The 19,861-nt window shown below is 72.0% G+C and carries 18 protein-coding genes and 1 pseudogene; 11 read left to right on the forward strand and 8 right to left on the reverse strand.

Annotation, left to right across the window (positions count from 1 at the left end; genetic code table 11):
- The first annotated feature begins 86 nt into the window (after positions 1–86).
- Positions 87–383, forward strand: coding sequence for a WhiB family transcriptional regulator (locus GQ466_RS19600; protein WP_081640018.1), 297 nt, complete (start codon positions 87–89; stop codon positions 381–383).
- A 244-nt stretch (positions 384–627) separates the two neighbouring features.
- On the opposite strand, the gene GQ466_RS19605 is transcribed toward GQ466_RS19600, so the two are convergent.
- The 3 genes from GQ466_RS19605 to GQ466_RS19615 are packed head-to-tail and all read right to left on the reverse strand — an operon-like array spanning position 628 to position 3,515.
- Positions 628–1,260: a phosphoribosyltransferase family protein gene (locus GQ466_RS19605; RefSeq protein WP_161104447.1), complete on the reverse strand. Its 633-nt coding sequence runs from the start codon at positions 1,258–1,260 to the stop codon at positions 628–630.
- A 39-nt stretch (positions 1,261–1,299) separates the two neighbouring features.
- Positions 1,300–2,253, reverse strand: a complete 954-nt coding sequence (locus GQ466_RS19610; RefSeq protein ID WP_161104448.1) for a phosphotriesterase family protein — start codon at positions 2,251–2,253, stop codon at positions 1,300–1,302.
- 59 nt (positions 2,254–2,312) lie between these two features.
- Entirely contained in the window at positions 2,313–3,515 is a 1,203-nt protein-coding gene (locus GQ466_RS19615; protein WP_337193549.1) for a YihY/virulence factor BrkB family protein, read from the reverse strand.
- A 599-nt stretch (positions 3,516–4,114) separates the two neighbouring features.
- On the opposite strand from GQ466_RS19615, the gene GQ466_RS19620 reads away from it, so the two are divergent.
- The 5 genes from GQ466_RS19620 (at position 4,115) to GQ466_RS19640 (ending at position 7,990) form a co-directional block, all read left to right on the forward strand.
- The gene (locus tag GQ466_RS19620) at positions 4,115–5,767 is read left to right on the forward strand and encodes a nitrite/sulfite reductase (RefSeq protein WP_161104449.1); all 1,653 of its coding nucleotides are present in this window, start codon (positions 4,115–4,117) and stop codon (positions 5,765–5,767) included.
- Positions 5,768–5,971: 204 nt separating this feature from the next.
- Positions 5,972–6,682 carry a phosphoadenylyl-sulfate reductase gene (locus GQ466_RS19625; protein WP_161104450.1) on the forward strand — a complete coding sequence of 237 codons (711 nt, stop codon included), beginning with the start codon at positions 5,972–5,974 and terminating at the stop codon, positions 6,680–6,682.
- 11 nt (positions 6,683–6,693) lie between these two features.
- Positions 6,694–7,392 (forward strand): sirohydrochlorin chelatase, encoded by a 699-nt coding sequence (locus GQ466_RS19630; RefSeq protein WP_161104451.1) that lies wholly within the window; start codon positions 6,694–6,696, stop codon positions 7,390–7,392.
- A gap of 31 nt (positions 7,393–7,423) precedes the next feature.
- Positions 7,424–7,669: a hypothetical protein gene (locus tag GQ466_RS19635; RefSeq protein ID WP_161104452.1), complete on the forward strand. Its 246-nt coding sequence runs from the start codon at positions 7,424–7,426 to the stop codon at positions 7,667–7,669.
- Positions 7,670–7,735: 66 nt separating this feature from the next.
- Positions 7,736–7,990 (forward strand): hypothetical protein, encoded by a 255-nt coding sequence (locus tag GQ466_RS19640; protein WP_161104453.1) that lies wholly within the window; start codon positions 7,736–7,738, stop codon positions 7,988–7,990.
- 49 nt (positions 7,991–8,039) lie between these two features.
- On the opposite strand, the gene GQ466_RS19645 is transcribed toward GQ466_RS19640, so the two are convergent.
- On the reverse strand, positions 8,040–8,927 hold the full coding sequence (locus GQ466_RS19645; protein WP_161104454.1) for a dienelactone hydrolase family protein: 888 nt from the start codon (positions 8,925–8,927) through the stop codon (positions 8,040–8,042).
- 136 nt (positions 8,928–9,063) lie between these two features.
- Complete coding sequence (locus GQ466_RS19650) at positions 9,064–9,705, reverse strand: DUF1707 domain-containing protein (protein ID WP_161104455.1); 642 nt, start codon at positions 9,703–9,705, stop codon at positions 9,064–9,066.
- Positions 9,706–9,822: 117 nt separating this feature from the next.
- Here GQ466_RS19650 and GQ466_RS19655 point away from each other — a divergent pair, with 117 nt between their 5' ends.
- Together GQ466_RS19655 and GQ466_RS19660 are read left to right on the forward strand one after the other, a co-directional pair.
- Positions 9,823–10,422 carry a TetR/AcrR family transcriptional regulator gene (locus tag GQ466_RS19655; RefSeq protein WP_161104456.1) on the forward strand — a complete coding sequence of 200 codons (600 nt, stop codon included), beginning with the start codon at positions 9,823–9,825 and terminating at the stop codon, positions 10,420–10,422.
- Positions 10,419–12,047 carry an acyl-CoA dehydrogenase family protein gene (locus GQ466_RS19660; RefSeq protein ID WP_161104457.1) on the forward strand — a complete coding sequence of 543 codons (1,629 nt, stop codon included), beginning with the start codon at positions 10,419–10,421 and terminating at the stop codon, positions 12,045–12,047. The genes GQ466_RS19655 and GQ466_RS19660 overlap by 4 nt, the downstream gene beginning before the upstream one ends.
- Positions 12,048–12,104: 57 nt before the next feature.
- Here GQ466_RS19660 and GQ466_RS19665 read toward each other — a convergent pair whose 3' ends face one another.
- On the reverse strand, positions 12,105–14,111 hold the full coding sequence (locus tag GQ466_RS19665) for a hypothetical protein (protein WP_202420802.1): 2,007 nt from the start codon (positions 14,109–14,111) through the stop codon (positions 12,105–12,107).
- Between the two features lie 280 nt (positions 14,112–14,391).
- On the reverse strand, positions 14,392–15,078 hold the full coding sequence (locus tag GQ466_RS19670; RefSeq protein ID WP_161104458.1) for a TetR/AcrR family transcriptional regulator C-terminal domain-containing protein: 687 nt from the start codon (positions 15,076–15,078) through the stop codon (positions 14,392–14,394).
- A 98-nt stretch (positions 15,079–15,176) separates the two neighbouring features.
- Here GQ466_RS19670 and GQ466_RS19675 point away from each other — a divergent pair, with 98 nt between their 5' ends.
- A complete protein-coding gene (locus tag GQ466_RS19675; RefSeq protein WP_161104459.1) occupies positions 15,177–16,352 on the forward strand; it encodes a serine hydrolase domain-containing protein in 1,176 nt (391 codons plus the stop codon).
- A 132-nt stretch (positions 16,353–16,484) separates the two neighbouring features.
- On the opposite strand, the pseudogene GQ466_RS32415 reads toward GQ466_RS19675, so the two are convergent.
- Positions 16,485–16,801: pseudogene (locus tag GQ466_RS32415) on the reverse strand (SDR family oxidoreductase).
- A gap of 101 nt (positions 16,802–16,902) precedes the next feature.
- On the opposite strand from GQ466_RS32415, the gene GQ466_RS19685 reads away from it, so the two are divergent.
- Together GQ466_RS19685 and GQ466_RS19690 are read left to right on the forward strand one after the other, a co-directional pair.
- Positions 16,903–17,223, forward strand: a complete 321-nt coding sequence (locus GQ466_RS19685) for a hypothetical protein (protein WP_202420803.1) — start codon at positions 16,903–16,905, stop codon at positions 17,221–17,223.
- 330 nt (positions 17,224–17,553) lie between these two features.
- On the forward strand, positions 17,554–19,824 hold the full coding sequence (locus GQ466_RS19690; RefSeq protein ID WP_161104460.1) for an NACHT domain-containing protein: 2,271 nt from the start codon (positions 17,554–17,556) through the stop codon (positions 19,822–19,824).
- Positions 19,825–19,861 lie beyond the last annotated feature (37 nt).

Raw genomic sequence — 19,861 nt, forward strand, 5'->3', positions numbered from 1 at the left:
TCGGCGCTTCGGACGCATCACGGGCGAAGCACGTCGAGCGTCCATGTCCGCAATTGCTCGGTAAAACCAATCAAGGTGGGTGTTCCATGGCTCAGGTACGTCGGCAGGCAAACCTCCCTCGTCCCTCATGGGGCTGGCAGGACGCCGCGGCGTGCCGGGGAGAAGACCTCGTGCTCTTCTTCGGCCCCGACGGTGAGCGCCAGCCCGAACGTGAGATCCGCGAGCGCAAGGCCAAGCAGATCTGCATGGGTTGTCCCGTCCGCTCGGAATGCCTGGACTACGCCGTGTCCCGTCCCGAGAAGTACGGGACGTGGGGCGGCCTGAACGAGGACGAGCGCGCCTCCGAGCGCCGTCGCCGGATGCGCCGCGCGAACGCCGCCTGACGGCTCGCGCGGCGGACGCGGTCCCTCCGGCCGCGCACGCATCCGCACGATCACCCCGGCACGCCACCGGATCAGAAAACGTCACGGCCCCGCTCGCGCGGGGCCGTTCGCGTCTCCGGGGAAAATCGGCACCGCGCGGGACGCACGGGCCGGAAGAAAGATCACGGGAAGCGCTTATACCGCACGGCCTACTGGCGCGTAGGCCATTTCACGCAATCGCAAAGAACGGCTTTCGCGGCGCCGCTCACCCGCGCAGCGCGGCGACCACCTCCGCGTCGGTCGTCTGGGTGAAGTCGTCGTACCACTGGCCGACGGCGAAGAACGGGACGGGCTCGGCCAGCGTGACGATCTCGTCGGCGTCCGCCCGCAGCGCCCGGACGGTGTCGGCCGCGCCCACCGGCACCGCCAGCACCAGCCGCGCGGGCCGCCGCGCCCGGACGGCCCGCAGCGCGGCGCGGGCCGTGGAGCCCGTGGCGAGGCCGTCGTCCACCACGACGACCGTCCGGCCCGCGATCTCCGGCGGCGGGCGGTCGCCCCGGTAGGCGGCCACGCGGCGGTCCAGCTCGGCCCGCTCGGCCTCGATCACCGGGGCCAGGTCGGCGGGCGTCAGGCCGGCCTCGGCGAGCAGGGCCGGGTCGAGCGCGGGCTCGCCGCCCTCGGCCACGGCGCCCGCCGCCAGCTCCGGCTGGCCCGGCACCCCGATCTTCCGGGTGACGAGGACGTCCAGCGTTCCGTTCAGCGCCCGCGCCACCTCGGCCGCCACCGGCGTCCCGCCGCGCGGCAGCCCGAGCACGAGCGCCCCCTCCAGATTGCGCGGGACGAGACGCTCGGCCAGCTCCCGTCCCGCCGTGACACGATCGGCGAATGGCGCACTCACGCCCGCGCCCCTACCCCGCAGGTGTCAGTTCTCGAACCTTCAGGCGGCGGTGAGCCAGCGGACGGGGTTGTCGCGCAGGATGCCGTCCAGCGTCGCCTCGTCCACCCCGGCCGCGCGCAGGGCGGGCAGGAACGTCGTGAACAGGTAGCCGAAGCCCGGGCCGCCGTAGCGGGTGATCTGGCCCATCCGGGCGACGCCGGTGCTCAGCAGGATCCGGTCGGCGTGCCCGGCCTCCAGCAGCTCCATGACGGCCCGCACGCGCGCGCCGATCGCGGCGGCGTCGTCCCCGGCGAGGACGAGCGACCCGAACGCGACATAGGCGCCGCTCTCGGCGATCTTGCGGGTCGCGCCCGCGTCGTCGGCGCGGTCCTGGCGGCCGACGGCGATCCGGGCGGGATTCGTCCCGGCGGTCGTGAGGATTTCCAGCTCGGCGAGCCCGGCCCGGCCGTAGGTGGCGATGGCGAGGCCGGAGTAGCGGGACGCCTGGGCGGCGGCGCGCAGCGCGCGCTCCTCGTCCCGGCTCGGCACCTCGTTCCAGGTGCCGACCTCGCCGATGACGCCCGGCAGCGAGCTGGTGCCGTCCATCCCGAAGCCGATCTCGGCGAGCAGCCGCTCGGCGAGCCGGTCCACGTCGGCCTCGCGGACGTAGGCGGGGTGGAACGGCTCGACGAAGAACCCGGTCGCGGAGACCACCGGGACGCGGGCGCCGGCGCTGATCCGCGCGAGCGCGGCGGCGTTGCGGCCCATCCCCCCGCAGGTGAGGTCGATGACGAGGCCGAGGCCCCGGTCGGTGCGCAGCCGCGTCAGCTCGGCGGTGACGGCCTTCTCCTCGTCCAGCCAGCGGCCGGGGTCGGACGGCGTCGCCGCGGGGCGCGAGGGCCAGCGCAGGTCGAGCTGGAGATGCTCGTGCGCCAGCACCGGGCCGGTGATGGCGGACGTCGGAATCGTGCCCGTGACGGTGCGCAGCCGCCCGGGCTCCTCACGAGGGGTCATGTAATCCGACATTACGACATGTTTGGCCATTTCAAACGGCGTATCGGGTTTGTTTTACCCTAGATCGGGGAGGCGCCGCCGTCCGGGGTTCCGGCGGCGCGGACGGCGCGGGCGCGGGCCGTCCCGGCGCTCGGCCAGCGGCGGTCGATCTCGGCGTTGAGCGCCGCGCCGATCAGCACCGCGAGCGCGGCCACGTACAGCCAGCCGAGGACGGCGATGGCCGCCGACAGCGACCCGTACACCGACACCCCGCTCAGCGAACCGGCCAGGTAGGTGCGCAGGAAGAAGCTGCCGAAGACGAGGATGACGAGCGCCAGCACCGCGCCGGGGACCTCGCGCCACCAGTTCGTCCTGACGGGGACGCTCATGTGGTACAGCAGCGCCAGGAAGAGGACGGTCAGCGTCACGACGACGGGCCAGTACAGCAGTTCGATGACCAGGCCCCCGTCCGGGACGGCCCGGCGCGCCAGCGACGGCCCCGCCACCAGCAGCGGGATCACCACGATCATCACGACGAGGCCGACGAGGTAGAGCAGGAACGCCCGGACGCGCGTCCGGATCATCCCGCGCACGCCCGACAGCCCGTAGGCGATCGTGATCGTGTCGACGTACACGTTGGTGGCGCGCGATCCGGCCCACAGCGACAGCAGGAACCCGACCGAGACGAGATCCGGCCGGCCGCCCTTGATCACGTCGTCGACGAGCGGCACGACCACGTCGTGGACGGCCGACGGCGTCAGCACCCGCTGCGCCTGCTCGATCAGCCAGGCGCGGCTGTCGGCGATCGTGTCGGCGCCGAGCAGCCCGGTGAAGTGGCCCATCGTGCCGACGAGCCCGATCGCGAGCGGCGGCAGCGACAGCAGCGCGAAGAAGGCCGCCTCGGCGGCGAGCCCGGTGACCCGGTGCCGGAACGCGGTCACGGTCGTCCCCCGCACGAGCGCCCAGCCCGTCCGCGCGACCCGCCGCACCCCCACCGGCAGAGAACCCCAGCCCCGCTCGACCCACCGCCGCACCGCACGCGCCCACCCGAAGCCGCCCCGCACCGCCCCCGGCCGATCCGCACCCGCCCGCTCGGCACCCGCCGACTCGGTGCCCGCACGCTCGGCGCCCGCACGCTCGGCGGCCGGGCGGTCGGTGTCCTGCCGGTCGGTGATCTCGTCCCCCCTGGTCGCGTTCCGGTCGGCGGCGCCGTCCGGACGGTCCGGGTCCGGTGGGCCGGACGGCGGACCCTGCGGGCCGGGTGTTCCCGAAACGGTGGTCACAGCGCCTCACGGTAGGGGGTCTGCTCGCGGTCTACCCGCTTTGACGGCGCCCACCGCGATCCGGATCATGATCGTTTCGCGGGACGGGGGGCGCCGTTCCGGACACCGGGGACGATCGGCGACAATGGACCCATGATCTGTGTCGCCTGCCGCGAAGGCCACCACGGCGAGTGCCGCGGCGGTTCGTGGTGCGACTGCCAGCACCAGCCGCCGGTCACCGAGCGCGACGACGCCGCCGCGCCCGCCCCTGGCGGACGAGAGGCCGCCCCGGCTGAACCTCCGGTGAACTGGAGGCGGCAGGGATGACACTTCTCACCCGTCCGCATTCCGGACACAACTGGACAGTGGACGGATCCGCATGTCAGAGTCGACGCATGACTGCTGCGGACCCCCTGCTGGTGATGCGCCGGCACGTGGACTTCCTGCGCGTCCGCAGCGCGATCTGTCTGTGACGCCCCGACCACGCCCCCACCGTTGAATCGCGGGCGCGTGGCGCATCGGCGTCACCCGATGACACCTTCCTGCTCAGCGTCGAGCCGGCCGTCAGCGAGCCGCCGTGCGCTACGCGTCCTCCACCCACCTGGATTAGGACGCGCGCCGTGCCACCTGCGACCAAGCGCAAGCGAGGCGAGGGCCAGTGGGCCCTCGGCTACCGCGAACCCCTCAACAAGAACGAAGAGAACAAGAAGAACGACGACGGGCTGAACGTCCGCCGCCGGATCCTCGACGTCTACTCCAAGGCCGGCTTCGACTCGATCGACCCCGCCGACCTGCGGGGACGGTTCCGCTGGTTCGGGCTCTACACGCAGCGCAAGCCGGGCATCGACGGCGGCAAGACGGGCGCGCTGGAGGACGAGGAGCTGGACGACCGCTACTTCATGCTCCGCGTCCGCATCGACGGGGGCCAGCTCGACGGCGCGCAGCTCCGCACGCTCGCCGACATCTCGGTGAAGTACGCGCGGGGCACCGCCGACATCACCGACCGGCAGAACATCCAGTACCACTGGATCCGGATCGAGGACGTCCCGGCGATCTGGGAGGCCCTGGAGGCGGTCGGCCTCAGCACCATGGAGGCGTGCGGTGACACGCCCCGCGTCATCATCGGGTGCCCGGTGGCCGGGATCGCGGCGGACGAGGTGATCGACGGCGGCCCGCAGATCCGCGACATCTACGACCGCTACATCGGCTCCCCGGAATTTTCCAACCTGCCGCGGAAGTTCAAGACGGCCGTGAGCGGCTGCACGGCGCACTGCACGGTCCACGAGATCAACGACGTGGCCTTCGTCGGCGTGGTCGACGACGAGAGCAACACCGGCTACCAGGCGTTCGTCGGCGGCGGCCTGTCGACCAACCCGATGTTCGCCAAGAGCCTCGGGGTGTTCGTCCGGCCCGACCAGGTCCACGAGGTGTGGAAGGGCGTCATCTCGATCTTCCGCGACTACGGGTACCGGCGGCTGCGGCACCGCGCCCGCATCAAGTTCCTGGTCAACGACTGGGGCGCGGAGAAGTTCCGCGAGGTGCTGGAGAAGGACTACCTCGGGTACGCCCTGCCGGACGGCCCCGAGCCCGCCGCGCCGCTGCCGAACCGCGACCACGTCGGGATCCGGCCGCAGAAGGACGGGAACTTCTACGTCGGGTTCGCGCCGCGCGTCGGCCGCGTCAACGGCGAACTGCTCGGCGCGATCGCCGACCTGGCCCAGCGCTACGGGTCCGGACGGGTGCGCACGACGGCCGAGCAGAAGATGGTGATCCTCGACGTGCCCGAGGAGAACACCGCGCCGCTCGCCGCCGCGCTCGCCGAGCACGACCTCCAGGTGCACCCGTCCACGTTCCGCCGCAACACGATGGCCTGCACCGGCATCGAGTACTGCAAGCTCGCGATCGTCGAGACCAAGCAGCGCGCGATGGACCTGGTCGACGAACTGGAGAAGCGCCTCCCCGGGTTCGACCAGCCGCTGTCCATCAACGTCAACGGCTGCCCGAACGCCTGCGCCCGCATCCAGGTCGCCGACATCGGCCTGAAGGGCCAGCTCGTCGTGGACGAGAACGGCGACCAGGTCGAGGGCTTCCAGATCCACCTGGGCGGGCAGCTCGGCGCGACGTTCGGCAAGAAGGTCCGCGGGCTGAAGACGACGTCCGACGGGCTGACCGACTACGTCGAGCGGGTCGTCCGCAACTACGACGCCCAGCGCGCGGACGGCGAGTCGTTCGCCGCGTGGGTGCGGCGGGCCGACGACGCCGACCTGAAGTGACCGTGCCGGGGCGCTCCCGCCCCGGCGAGCGAAGGGAGATCTCATGAGTGAGCGTGCCGCTCCCTTCTTCTGCCCTTACTGCGGCGACGAGAACCTCGTCCCGCTGGAGGCGGAGGGGACGTGGTCGTGCCGAGACTGTGTCCGTTCCTTCCGCCTCTCGTTCCTCGGTGTTGGAGCGCCCCAGCCTGTGAAGGAGGATCCCCGGTGACCGTGCTGGAGATCGACAGACCCACCCTCGACCTGGAGGACATCGTCGAGTCCGCGGCGAGCGCCCTGGAGGGCGCCCCCGCACTCGAGGTGATCCGCTGGGCGTCCGCGACGTTCGGCGACCGCATCTGCCTGACGTCCTCGATGTCGGACGCCGCGCTCATCCACCTCGTGTCGAAGGTCAAGCCGGGCATCGACGTCCTGTTCGTGGACACCGGCTACCACTTCGCCGAGACGATCGGTACGCGCGACGCCGTCGAGGCCGTGTACCCCGTGAACGTCATCAACGTGACCCCGTCGCGGACCGTCGCCGAGCAGGAGGCCGCGCTCGGTCCGCGCCTGTACGGCCGCAACCCGGACCTGTGCTGCCACCTGCGCAAGGTCGAGCCGCTCGGCCGCGCGCTGGAGGGCTACATGGCGTGGTTCAGCGGCATCCGCCGGGACGAGACCGCCAGCCGCCGCGACCGCCGCGTGGTCGAGTGGGACCGCAAGCGCGGCATGGTGAAGGTCAACCCGATCCTCGGCTGGACGCAGGAGGACATGGACAACTACATGTCCGACAACGGCGTCCTCGTGAACCCGCTGCACTACGACGGCTACCCGTCGATCGGCTGCGAGCCCTGCACGAGCCGCGTCGAGCCCGGTGACGACCCGCGCAGCGGCCGGTGGGCCGGGATGGGCAAGACCGAGTGCGGCATCCATCTCTGACCGTCCCACCGATGGTGGCGGTGGCGCACGGGAGCCGTGACCCCCGCGCCGCCGCCACGGTGGCGGACCTGCTGGACGAGGTGCGCGCGCTGCGTCCGGACGTGCCCGTCCACGGGTCGTTCCTGGACCACGCGGCGCCCGCGCCCGGCCGGGTGCTGGCGGGGCTGGCGGACGGCGGGGCGCGGGCGGCGGTGGTCGTGCCGCTGCTGCTGACGTCCGCCTACCACAGCAAGATCGACATTCCGGGCGTGCTGGCGCGGGCGCCGCACCGGCTGCGGACGCGCCAGGCCGCGACGCTCGGCCCCGATCCGCTGGTCCTCGCGGCGCTGGAGCGGCGGCTGGCCGAGGTGGGCGCGGACGATCCGGACATCCCGGTCGTGCTGGCCGTGGCGGGGTCGCGGGATCCGGCGGCGAACGCGTCCGTCCGCGCGCTGGCCGCGCGCTGGCGCGGGCGCACGGCGGTGGCGGCGTTCGCGTCCGGGACCGGGCTCCGGCCGGACGCGGCGGTGGCGGCGCTGCGGGCGTCCGGGGCGCGGCGCGTGGCGGTGGCGTCGTGCTTCCTCGCGCCCGGGTTCTTCGCCGACCGGGTGCGGCGGGAGGCGGGCGCGGACGTGGTGTCGCCCGTCCTCGGCGCGGCCCCGGAGATCGCGGAGCTGGTCGTCGCCCGGTACGCGGCGGCCCTGGCGGAGACGTCGGCCCGGGCCGTGTGACGGACGCGCCGGAGCGGGTAGGCGCCCGCCCATGAGCGAACGCGACGACCCCGGGCACGCGCCCCGGGAGACCGACGACGAGTGCTACGCCCCCGTCACCCGGGGGTCGGACTGGCGGGGCCGGACGGTGCCCGGCGCGGGAACGCCCGGCACCAGCGGGACCGGCGTGCCCGGCGTGGCGACCGAGTGGGCGGACGCGCGCGACGACTGGCGGGCCTCGCTGCGGCCCGACGAGGAGGGCGTGGAGCGCGCCGAGCGGGAGGACGACTCGCGCTGAGCCGGTATTGACGGGCCGTCCAATGCGCGGCTAGCGTCGGTCCGCCCTCCCGAAAGGAACCACGTCATGGCCCTTCTGCGCACCGCCGGACTCGTCCTGGCCGCCACCGGCGCCGCCCACTTCGCCGCGCCGGGGGCCTTCGCGCCCGTCACCCGGATCGCCTTCCCGGAGAACACGCGGGCCTGGATCCAGCGCAACGGCGCGACCGAGATCGCGCTCGGCCTCGCGCTGACCGCCCGGCGGACGCGCCGCGCCGGCCTCGCCGGGACGGCCCTGTACGCCGCCTGGCTCGGCGCCCGGACGGCCCGCAACGCCCGCTGACCGCGCGACGGCGGTGCCGCCCGGGCGGCACCGCCGTCGGCGGGGATCATCAGTGCAGCGGGCAGGTCTCCTCGGACTGGGAGATCTCGTTGTTCGTCGCCGGCTTCGGGCAGAGGAACTGGTCGTAGCGGGTGTCGTCGTCGACGAACCGCTTGAGCCACGACACCGCGTACTTGGCGATGTTCTTGTTGTAGCCCGTGAACGTGAAGTGGTTGGCGTTCTTCAGCTCGATGAACGCCTTGTTCGTGCTCTCGGGGATGCCGGCGTAGAACGGCTTGGCGAACGAGCCGGTCGGCGCCAGCCAGTCGTTGTCGTCCGCGAGGATCAGGCTGGGCACGGTGATCTTGCTCTGGTCCAGGCCGACGTGCCAGGGCGCGAGCGCGACGTCCGCCTTCAGCGACGGCCGGTTGTACGTCGACTCCAGCGCGCCGCCGCCGCCCATCGACCAGCCGACGACCCCGAGGCGGCTGGTGTCGATGCGGTCCACGACCTTGCTCTTGGTCGTCAGGTAGTCCAGCGCGGCGAGCAACTGGTTGCCGCGGGCGGTCGGCGAATCGATGAAGCCCTTGCTGTCGAGCGTCATCACGACGAACCCCTGGGACGCCAGCGTCGGCCCGTACCAGCGGATCCAGTCCTGCGGCGACAGGAAGCCCGGCATCACGGCGATCGCGCCGAACGTGCCCTGGCTGGTGTCGGTCGGGTAGTAGATCGTCCCGTCGTTGAAGCCTTCGCCGCTGTTGGCGGGAACGTTGACCTGCGCGGTCGCGAACGGACCCTTCTGCGCGCTCACGCTCGCCTCGGTGGGCGCGGGGCCGCGCTGGAACGGGTTGGTGTCGGCGTGCGCGGGGGCGCCGACGGCGGTGACGGACGTCAGCGCGGCGAACGCGGCGACCGCCGTCAGGGCGGTCTTGGGGCGCGCGTGGCTCCAGAGGGGCATGGGGGCGGTTCCTCTCATAAGTACTTACTTGTACTCGTGGGAGGCCATCATGACCGCATGAGTGGTATGCCGGATACGACGCGGTGTACGTATCGGCGACCGTAATTTGGCAGCGGAGAGCGATACAGGCGCGGGCTCAGTCGGCGGCGCGGGGCTCGGTCACCGGACGGCGCCGCGCGTCCTGCCGGTCCCCCGCGACGATCCGCACGTCGCCGAGGATGGAGTTCGCGCGCACCCGCACCACCGGCAGGCGGCGGTCGGGCTCCTGGTCGCCGACGAGCACCCGCCGGTCCCCGAGGACGGCGCGGCCGGTCATCTCGACGCGCACGCCGTCCGGGACGATGATCCGCACGTCGCCGAGAACGGCCATCGCGCTGACCGTCACCTCGCCGCTCGGCACCTGGGCGGCGCGCAGGTCGAGCACGACGTCGCCGAGGACGGCCAGGGCCTCGAGGTCCTGGTCGATGCGCCCGGCGGGCCGCGCGTCGCAGTCGCCCATGATCGCGGTGAAGCGCCGCACCACCTGGCGCGGCGCGGGCGCGGCGCCGGGCGCGCCGAGCGCGGGCAGGTCGCCGGTGACGCGCTCCAGCTCGCCGCGCGTGCGCGCCGCGTACGCCGCCGCCGTGCGGTCGGTCAGCTCCTGGAAGGTCAGCCGTCCCTCGACCGACGCGACGCGCAGCCGCTCCACGACGGCCGCGCGCTCGGCGCCGGACGCGCGGACCGGCGCCGTGCGGTCGGACGAGGGGACCGGTCCGTGCTGCGGGGTGGGCGCGCTCATGATTCCGAAGGTATGCCCCCGCGGGCGCCGGGCAATCCGCCGCGCGGACGAGATGGGGCCGCGCCCTAGGGAGGAGGGGGTTGCCCTGAAGGAATGAACTGAGGTTCAATCCTTGCCATGCCCTATCGGAGGACGCCCGGCGTGCAGGCGCGGCTCAGCGCGTCCCGGGACCGCGTCGTCGCCGCCGCGCTCGACCTCGTCGCCGAGCACGGCTACCGGGGCTGCTCGGTCGGCGCGGTCGCCGAGCGCGCGGGGATGGCGACCGGCAGCGTCTACCGCCACTTCCCCGCCAAGGCCGACCTCATGGCCGAGGTGTTCCGGACGGCCTCCCGACGCGAGGTCGACGCCGTGGCCCGCGCCGCCGAACTGGAGACCACCGCCGCCGCGCGCACCACCGCCGTGATCGAGACGTTCGCGGGCCGCGCGCTGCGCTCGCCCCGGCTGGCGTACGCGCTGCTCGCCGAGCCCGTCGACCCCGCCGTCGAGGCCGAGCGCCTGGTCTTCCGCCGCGCCTACGCCGCCGTCTTCACCCGCTTCGTCGCCGCCGCGATCGCCGCCGGCGAACTGCCCGACCAGGACGCGGCGCTCTCGGCGACCGCGCTCGTCGGGGCCATCGGGGAGGCGCTGGTCGCGCCGCTGGCGGCGGGCTCGATCGCGCCCGGGACCGTCCCGTCCCTCATCGCCTTCGCCCACCGATCGCTGGGAGTACGACCGTGACGACGCACACCGTGTTCAACCAGGTCCCGCCGCTCGTCGGCCACGACCTGGCCGACGACCCCGCCCTGCTGTCCGGCCTGGAACGCGAGGGCGCCGCCTGGGCCGCTTCGGAGGTCCACGAGCTGGGCGTCCTGGCGGGCACCGAGCAGGCGCAGGAGTGGGGACGGCTGGCGAACGAGCACCCGCCCGTCCTGCGCACGCACGACCGCTACGGCCACCGCATCGACACGGTCGAGTTCCACCCGGCGTGGCACGAACTGATGAACGTGGCGGTCACCCGCGGCCTGCACGGCGCGCCGTGGGCGGACGACCGTCCGGGCGCGCACGTCGCCCGGGCCGCGAAGTTCTTCGCCTGGCGCGTCGACGCGGGCCACGGCTGCCCGGTCTCGATGACCTACGCGGCCGTCCCCGCCCTCCGCCAGGCCCCCGACCTGGCCGCGCTCTACGAGCCGCTGCTGACCGAACCCGTCTACGACTTCGGTCTGCGCGCTCCGCTCGGCAAGCGCGGTCTGCTGGCCGGGATGTCGATGACGGAAAAGCAGGGCGGCTCAGACGTCCGGGCGAACACGACGACCGCGACCCCGTCCGCTGACGGCACCTATCACCTGGTGGGCCACAAGTGGTTCACCAGCGCCCCGATGTGCGACGTGTTCCTGACGCTGGCGCAGGCACCGGGCGGCCTGACGTGCTTCCTGGTCCCGCGCGTCCTCCCCGACGGCACCCAGAACCCCCTGCGGCTCATGCGCCTGAAAGACAAACTGGGCAACCGCTCGAACGCCTCGTCAGAAATCGAATACGAGAACGCGGTCGCATGGCGCGTGGGCGAAGAAGGCCGCGGCGTCCGGACCATCATCGAAATGGTCAACATGACCCGCCTGGACTGCGTGATCGGCGCGGCGGCGGGAATGCGCCAGGGCCTCATCACCGCCGCCCACCACGCCGCCCACCGCAAGGCGTTCGGCTCCTACCTCATCGACCAGCCGCTGATGCGGAACGTCTTGGCGGACCTGGCGATCGAGTCCGAAGCGGCGACCACCCTCATGACACGCCTGGCCGGCGCCGCGGACCGCGCCGTCCGCGGCGACGCCCGCGAAGACGCCTTCAAACGCCTGGCCTTGGCCGTAGGGAAATACTGGGTCTGCAAGCGCTGGCCGTCCCACACCGCAGAAGCCCTGGAATGCCTGGGCGGCAACGGCTACGTAGAAGACTCCGGCATGCCCCGCCTCTTCCGCGAAAGCCCCCTGAACGGCATCTGGGAAGGCTCAGGAAACGTGGCAGCCCTGGACGCGCTACGAGCGGTCATGAAGCAGCCCGAATCTCTGGAAATCTTCTTCGACGAACTGGACAAGGCCACCGGAGCCAACCCCCACCTGGACACCGCGATCCAAAAGGCCAAAGCCAGCTTCGCCGACACCGCCACCGTGGAAATCCGCGCCCGCCGCGTGGTCGAGCACCTGGCCCTGACCCTCCAGGCGTCCCTCCTCGTCCGCCACGGCCACCCCGCCGTCGCCGAAGCCTTCTGCGTCACCCGCCTGGGCGACGACTGGGGCAATGCCTACGGCACCCTGCCCCCGGGCCTCGACCTCTCCCCCATCCTCGAACGCTCCGTCCCGAAGATCCCCTGACGACCGTGAAGGGTCGGCGGCCCCGGGAGCCGGCCGTCGACCCTTCAGCCGGTCGGGTCAGGAGAAGGTGACGTCGTCGTACTTGGTGGAGGTCGCGGTTCCGGTCGTGTTGTCGTCGTGGTTGACGAGCGTCAGCCGATAGGCCCTGCCACCGGTGATCGTGGCCGTGGCCTGCCGCCAGACGCCGTCATTGGTGCACGTCTTCGGCAGGACGGTGCTGGTGGTCGACGTCTTGAAGTCGTAGATCGTCGCCGTCGCCCAGTCGGTCGTCACCGTGCCCGTGCAGGCCGCCCGGTACCAGAAGGACACCGAGTGCGCGCCGTACGGGGCGATGAACGTCTGGACGATCTGGGAGTCGCCGTTGGTGGGCGTCGCGGCCCCGAGCTGGACGGACTGCGCGCCACCGTGCGGGCCGGTCGTGCTGAAGCCGGTGGTGCCGGTCGGGTTCCAGCCCGCGAGGGTGGCCGCCTCGAAGTCGCTGTTGGCGACCGAGCAGTTCGGCAGCGAGAACGTGCCGATCCTGGTGCGCCAGGAATTGCTGCCCGACACGAGGTACTCGTTGGCGTACCAGAAGGTGCATCGGTCGAACGGGTCGATGTTCATCGACGTGTAGTCGCCCCAGCGGTCCCGGTCGTCGTCCGTCGTCTGGGAGCCGCTTCCGGCCTGGATGGTGCCCTCGCCCTGCGTCATCTGACCGAGCGGGTCACCGGCCAGGCGGCCGGTGAAGCGGATCGACGGGTAGACCGTGCCGCTGCTCACCGTGTAGCCGAGCCCCATGTTGCCGACCTTGTCCTGCGCGATCGATCCCTGGAAACGCCAGGCGGAGTCGGGCGACCAGGTGCCCTGCTGGTAGACCGACGGCGTGCCCCCGGCGCCGATGCGCAGTTCGTACCAGCGGACGCCCGACGGCCCGCCTGCCGGGGTCACGGTGTGGTCGAACACCAGCGACTCGTGGTCGCCGAAGTTCCGGTAGGCCAGCCGGAACATCGCCCGGTCCGACAACGCTTCGAGCTGCTGTGGCGTGCCCGGCTGCGGGACGCAACCGAAACAGGTGTACGGCCAGGTCGCCACGGACAGGCTGGTCGGGCCGGTGAGTGTCGTGTTGCTCGGATTCGTCCAGTCGACGTGGAACGTGTAGTAGTTCAGCGTGTTCTGCGAGGAGCCCAGTCCGACGAGAGGGTTGGGCGCTCCGAGCGGCGGTGTGCCGCCGTCCACGTCGGCGGGCAGCAGGCTGTAACTGGTCGTCGCGAAGCACTGCTGGCCCGCGGCGGTGCCGTTGATCATCGCGGTCCGGTCCAGCGCGCAGACCTCGGCGTACGCGCTGCCTCCGTCCGGGAAGTAGTTCGACGTGAGGTAATAGGCGTCGGGCCACACCCCGAACTTCGGGTAGTCCGGGAAAAGAGCCGCGGGGAAGGCGTAGCGGTTGTACTTTCCGGTCGCGTCGGAGCTGGTGCTGACGGCCACGCAGACATAGAAGTCTCCACCGACCGCGTACTCGGCGACCACCCAGCGCCCGGCGGCGTTGTCGTACCGGATCACGCTGTCACCGGTGAAGCTGTTGGTGCATTCCCCGGCGTCGAAATCGTCCCAGAAGGCCGTGCTGTAGTTCGGCCCGAGCAGCGTGTTACCGGTCTTGTCGAAGACGGCGTAGCTGTTGTTGACAATTTCGGCGACCTGGCTCGTGCCGACCGCGAGATTGGGGTCGGGCGGAGTGTTGTACGCCGCGTTCGGCCCGGGCATTCCCGCGCCCAGGCCCTCGAAGCCCTGGAGCTGCGCGGCGGCGGTCGTGACCCTGCCCGTCTGGCGCACCGGGTCCGTGGTCGGCCCGGAGGGGTTCGGCTCCAGTTGGCCGTCCTCCTCGTCGCCTTCGGGCCGGACGCGCGGCTTCACGCCCTTCATCGCCCGCAACGGCTTGCGGGACGTGTCGTGCGCGATCTCTTTCACTATTCTCGGTTTGGGTTTCGCCACGATCTTCGCCTGGGTGACCGGTGCGGTGCCGAGCGAACTCAACACCAGTACGGCGGCCAGGGCCGCGACGCGTCGTGACCACGAAGTGAGCGGCATGTGACTCCTTCGTCGGAATGATGATCGCTACCAGCCATACGATCAGCCGCCGCGCCGAAAATTTTCAAGATCCGAAACTGTCCTCAACCGGACATGTCATATCCGTTTTCTCCGCCGGGCCACAGCGGAGCACGCTCTGTGCCGGGTGGTTTTGCAAGGGGGTCAACCCTCTTTCGGCGGGGCGGGACACCGCGATCCAAGACGCAAAGAATGCCTTCACCGACACGGCGACCCTCGAAACCGCGCGCCCGTGGATTGCGGCGGCGGGAGAGAATTTCGCTCAGGAGCGGGCGGCGCGGAGTTCGACGGCGTCGAGGAAGAGGGCCAGGGCGGTCTCGAACTGGTCTTCGGCGTCGGCCTCGGCCAGGTGCTCGGACACCGCCGCGATCGACGGGTAGCGGTCGGCGGGCAGGGCGCGGTATTCGCGCGACCAGGCTTCGTGGTCGCGGGCGCGGGCGGATTCGGGCAGCGTCAGGTGGACGGCCTCGTAGGTCGAGTAGGCCAGCGCGGTGTCGACCAGCGCGCGATAGCAGGAGGCGGCCTCCCGGCCCTGCAGTCCGGCCTGGAGCAGGGCGCCGAGGACGATCTCGGCGCCGGCGAACTCGGCCGCGCCCCGGGACGTGCGTCCGGCGACCAGGGCCGCCGAGTGCGGGTGGGCGCGGCAGGCCCGGCGGACGCGGCGGGCCAGGTCGGTCAGCGTCTGCCGCCAGTCCGCGGAAGCGACGAAGCCGTGGAGCGATTCGGCGAGCAGCCGGTCGGTGAGGGCGAGCAGCAGGTCGTCCTTGCCCCCGAAGTGGCGCAGGACGGCCGTGTGGTCGACGCCGAGCTCGGTGCCGAGCCGCCGGAACGTCAGCGCCTCCGACCCCTCTCGTTCCATCAGCGCCATGGCCGCGTCCATGATCACTTCCGGGGTGAGAAAGCCCAGGGAGCGGCGCCGCCGCACGGGCCGGGGGGCTGCTTCGGTCATCGTCCCAGGGTAGCGGCCGACCTTGAGCACCACCGTTGACACCACTGGTGCTTAGGTGTTTCGATCGGGCCTCCCCCCCACCGAACGGAGAACCCGACATGCTCAAGCGAGGTGCCTTCGCGGCCGTCTCGGCCGCCGTCCTCGTGACCTCGGCGCTGACGGCTCCGGCCCGCGCGGACGACGCTCCGCTCCCCCTGCCGCTCCTGCCGCACGTGCCCTTCTACCCGACGACGACGGTCGCCCCGTCGGCCACTCCCGAACCGCTCGCCGTGCGGAACGCGCCCGTCAACCCGAGATACTCGTTCGGCGGACGGACCAGCACGCTGGACGACTTCCTCGCCCGGTCCTCGACGCTCGGCTACCTCGTCCTGCGCGGCGGGACCATCGTCGACGAGCGCTACTTCGCCGGCTACGACGCCGCCAGCCGCTTCAACTCCTGGTCGGTCGGCAAGTCCATCACCGCCACCGCCGTGGGCGCCGCCGTCGCCGACGGCCGGATCGCCTCGGTCGCCGACCCGGTGACGAAGTACGTCCCCGAGCTGCGCGGCACGGGCTACGACGGCGTCGCGATCCGCGACCTCCTGCAGATGGCGTCCGGCCACAAGTACGACGAGACCGACTACGCCAACCCGTTCAAGGGCTCGACGTTCACCACGATCCGGATGGTGCTCGGCGCGTCGCTCACGAGCCAGGCGCGCGAGGCCGAGCGCGACGTCCCGCCGGGGACCCGCTGGAACTACGATTCGATGAACACGTTCGTCCTGGGCTGGCTCGTCGCCAAGGCCACCGGCACGCCACTGTCCACCTACGTGCGCGAGAAGATCTGGCAGCCCGCCGGGATGCAGAGCCCGATGCTGATGGGCCGCGACTACCAGGGCAGCGACATCGGCTACTGCTGCTACCACGCGACTGTCCGCGACTTCGCCCGGTTCGGCCTGCTGTACCTGCGGGACGGCCGCGCGGGCGGACGCCAGGTCATCCCGAGCGGGTGGAACAACGACTCGACCCGGGCCACCGCGCCCTACCTCCAGCCCCACCACCTCACGCCCGCCGCGCCCGACAGCGCCGAGAACGCCTACGGATACGGCTACCAGTGGTGGCTCGGCGACCAGGGCGACTACGCCGCCATCGGCATCCTCGGCCAGTTCGTCTACATCTCGCCCCGGCGGGACGTCGTCATCGTCAAGACCAGCCAGGACCTCAACTCCGAGCTGCACATGGCCGAAGCCCTTCCGGCGTTCCGCGCCGTCGCCGACGCGGTGGCCGCCCGCTGATCGCCCGACCGAGCCAGAGCCGGGCCGCGCGCCCGGCTCTGCCTCTTCGTTCGTCCGCAAGGTCCGAGACCTGGAACGGCACAGCAGGCGCAACGCCCGCCCGCCGGCACCGAACAGGGACCGGCGGGCGCGTCACAGGTTGTAGCCGCCGGAGACCTCGATGTCCTGCGCGGTGATCCAACCTCCGTCGGCGAGCAGAAAGGCGATGACCGCGCCGATGTCGTCCGGTTCACCGAGGCGGCCGAGGACGGTCCGGGCGGCGAGGGGCGGGATGACCTCCGGGTATTTCGCGAAGGCGTCGTCCGCGATGCGGGTGCGGGTGGCGCCGGGGCGACGGAGTTGACGCGGATGCCACGTGTGCCGAGTTCCTTGGCGAGATAGCGGGTCAGGACGGCCAGGCCGCCTTTCATCGACGCGTAGGCGGAGTAGCCGGGTTCCAGTCCGGTCACGAGCGCCGAGTTGCTGGTCGTGTTGACGGGCCTGGACGACGGCGTCCTTGAAGGCGGGGAAGGTGTCGCTCCGGCCGACGTCCAGCGGGAGGGCGACGGCGGTGCCGCCGTCCTTCTCGATCATCGCGACGGTTTCCGCGGCTCCGTCGGGACGGGCGCTGCACGTGACCGGCGCGCAGGGCGCGGCGGTGCGGCAGCTCGGCCTCGGCGACAGCGGCCTCAGCCGGGTGAGCCGCGCCGTCGCCTGGATCCGCGACCACTACGCCGACCCGATCCGTGTGGACGGCCTCGCCCGGCTCTCGCGCATGATTCAGCCGCGAATACCGCCGCCGGTTCGGTGCGCCGCCCGGAAAGGACGCGCTCCGCCGACGCGAGACCGGGTGAGCAGCAGCAAACGCCGACGGATTGCCTGCGTGACGTGAACCCCCGCCCGGCACCAATTCGCGCGGTCTCGAACCGATCCTCGGCCTCAGCGAATCCGGAACGGTTTCTGGGAGCAAGCATGGGAGACCGCCCCGACGACCCCGCAGAAGCGCTCGTGACCGCACGAAGCCACCTCGGCCAGGTGCCCAACTCATCCCCGCCTTCGCCCACCGCTATCTCCCCATCTGCCACGGCACCTACGGACACCCGGTCCTTTCGGTCCACCAGACCGACGTCGACTTTCCCGCCCCCCCCTTTCGCGAGAGAAGCGGGGGCCGCTTGTGGACTGGGGCGGCGCGGTGTGGGCGGGGGGCTCCAGGATTGCGGGCATGGGTGGAGGGAAGCGCTGGTGGCCTTGGCTGGCGGTCTTGGTGGCGGCGGCCGGGGTGCTGGGGTTGGGCGTGGTGACGTTCGCGCCGCTGTCCGGCAAGGACGGACTGCAGATTTCGGCGAACCGCGCCCAGTTGACCGGGGGGTTCGTGTTCGCCGTCGCGGTGCCGCTCGTCCTGGTGTTCCGGTGGGCGTGGCAACGCTCCCGCCAGTTGCGCGTAGCGGCCGCCCCTACCGGTGACGTGCTGGCCCGGGCCAAGGACGTGCTGGCCGAGACGGTGGCCGGGCAGTGGAAGGACGAAACGCGGTTGCGGTCGCTGCAGGACCCCGATCCGATCCCGGTGCGGTGGCGCACCCCGGCGCCGATCCCGGGCGCGCCCGCGCTGATGGACCATCCCGCGCTCATCGACCCCGCCGCCGGGCCGGTGAGCGGGCCAGTGGGCGGGTCGGCGGGCGGGGTGTGGTGGACGGCTTCCAGCTCCGACATCGCCGCTCTCGCGGACCGGTTCCGCCGCACCCGACGGCGCCGGCTGGTGATCCTGGGCGGGCCCGGGACGGGCAAGACCACGCTGGCGATCCAACTGCTACTGCACCTGCTGGCCACCTGCGACCAGCACCCCGACGAGCCGGTCCCGGTGCTGCTGCCGGTGGCGGGCTGGGACACCGAGCAGTTCCCCCGCCTGCACGACTGGATCGCCGACCGGCTCGCCCGCGACTACCCGGCCCTGCGCTCACCCGACCTGGGCACCGCCGTCGCGCATGCACTGACCGGCCGCGGGCACGTGCTGCCGGTCCTGGACGGGCTCGACGAGCTGCCCCCGCACGCCCAGACCAGCGTGATCACGGCGTTGAACCGATCCCTGGGCGGCGGCGACCAGCTCATCCTCACCAGCCGCACCACCGAGTACACCGACGCCATCGCCGCGGCCGGAGACGTCATCACCTCCGCCGCCGTCCTGGAACCACTCCCGCTGTCCCCCGCAGCCGCCGCCACCTACCTCACCCACTGCCTGCCGCCCTCCCCAGGACCCGCCTGGGAACAGACCCTCACCAAGCTACGCACCACACCCGCCACCGGCCTGGCCTCCCTCCACCAGGTGCCGCCCGGACCGGCCGGGGTGCTGGCCCGGGTGACCGCCACCCCGCTGGGCCTGTGGCTGCTGCGCACCGTCTACATCACCCCCGGCACCGACCCCGCCGCCCTGACCGACCAAGTCCGCTTCCCGACCCCCGCCGCGCTCCAGGCCACCCTGTTCGACCAGCTCATCCGCGCCCTCATCACCACTCGCCCACCCAGCGACAACCCCGCCGACCCGTTCCGGCCACGCCACCACCACGACCCCGCAGAGACACGACGTTGGCTGGGGTACCTCGCCCTCCACCTCACCAGCCGCCAAGGAACCCGCGACTTCGCCTGGTGGCGACTCGCCGCCACAACCAACACCATCACCCCCGTCACCCAGCTCACCATTACTCTCCTCACCACCCTCACAACCGGGCTCGCGTTCGGGCTCGCAGGCGGGCTCGCGTTCGGGCTCGCAGGCGGGCTCTCGGGCGGGCGCCCGATCGGGCTCTCGGTCGGCCTCGCGTTCGGCCTCGCATTCGGGCTCACGTTCGGGCTCGTGAACGGGCTCGCGGGCGGGCTCACCGCGAGATCGTGGGCGCAGGACTCGCCTGGCTATGCGGACCTGAAGATCCGCCAACGCTCGGCCGAACTCAGACGCCACCTCGCGGCCGGGCTCTCGTTCGGGCTTTCAGTCGGGCTTTCAGTCGGGCTTTCAGTCGGGCTCGCGTTCGGGCTCACAGGCGGACTCATAGGCGGACTCACAGTCGGGCTCGCGGGCGGGCTCGCGGGCAGTCTCGCGGGCGGGCTGCTGCAGTGGGCCGAGAGACCAGCCCAAGGTCAGCGCGCTGCAACGCCGATGAGTAGTTGGCGCGCCGACCGAACCCTGAACCTGCTCCGCACCAGCGCCAGCGGGCTTGCGGGCGGGCTCGCGGGCAGCCTCGCGTTCGGGCTCACGGGCGGGCTCGTGATCGGGCTCGCGATCGGGCTCGTGATCGGGCTCAGGATCGGGGATCATCGGGCTTGGCCGGCATATCTGATCGCTACCGGGAAGCTGGCCCGGGCCGGCCTCCTGCCGCGCCGACTGATGCCGTTCCTGGACGACTGCCACCGCCTCGGACTGCTACGCGCGGTCGGCCCCGTCTACCAGTTCCGCCACGCCGAACTCCACGACCACCTCGCCGCCACCTATCAGCCGCCCACCTGACCGAACACGACACGGCACCGGGCTCCGCCGGCTCCAC

It is taken from the genome of Actinomadura rayongensis (genome assembly GCF_009831215.1).
GTDB classification, from domain to species: domain Bacteria; phylum Actinomycetota; class Actinomycetes; order Streptosporangiales; family Streptosporangiaceae; genus Spirillospora; species Spirillospora rayongensis.

Excerpts from the sequence above, each read along its gene's own strand:
- GQ466_RS19650 (WP_161104455.1), bottom strand. The coding sequence starts at position 9,705 with ATGAGCGCGCCCACCCCGCAGCACGGACCGGTCCCCTCGTCCGACCGC.
- GQ466_RS19630 (WP_161104451.1), top strand. The coding sequence starts at position 6,694 with ATGGTGGCGGTGGCGCACGGGAGCCGTGACCCCCGCGCCGCCGCCACG.
- GQ466_RS19635 (WP_161104452.1), top strand. The coding sequence starts at position 7,424 with ATGAGCGAACGCGACGACCCCGGGCACGCGCCCCGGGAGACCGACGAC.
- GQ466_RS19655 (WP_161104456.1), top strand. The coding sequence starts at position 9,823 with ATGCCCTATCGGAGGACGCCCGGCGTGCAGGCGCGGCTCAGCGCGTCC.
- GQ466_RS19675 (WP_161104459.1), top strand. The coding sequence starts at position 15,177 with ATGCTCAAGCGAGGTGCCTTCGCGGCCGTCTCGGCCGCCGTCCTCGTG.
- GQ466_RS19670 (WP_161104458.1), bottom strand. The coding sequence starts at position 15,078 with ATGACCGAAGCAGCCCCCCGGCCCGTGCGGCGGCGCCGCTCCCTGGGC.
- GQ466_RS19645 (WP_161104454.1), bottom strand. The coding sequence starts at position 8,927 with ATGCCCCTCTGGAGCCACGCGCGCCCCAAGACCGCCCTGACGGCGGTC.
- GQ466_RS19665 (WP_202420802.1), bottom strand. The coding sequence starts at position 14,111 with ATGCCGCTCACTTCGTGGTCACGACGCGTCGCGGCCCTGGCCGCCGTA.
- GQ466_RS19690 (WP_161104460.1), top strand. The coding sequence starts at position 17,554 with ATGGGTGGAGGGAAGCGCTGGTGGCCTTGGCTGGCGGTCTTGGTGGCG.
- GQ466_RS19600 (WP_081640018.1), top strand. The coding sequence starts at position 87 with ATGGCTCAGGTACGTCGGCAGGCAAACCTCCCTCGTCCCTCATGGGGC.
- GQ466_RS19640 (WP_161104453.1), top strand. The coding sequence starts at position 7,736 with ATGGCCCTTCTGCGCACCGCCGGACTCGTCCTGGCCGCCACCGGCGCC.
- GQ466_RS19610 (WP_161104448.1), bottom strand. The coding sequence starts at position 2,253 with ATGACCCCTCGTGAGGAGCCCGGGCGGCTGCGCACCGTCACGGGCACG.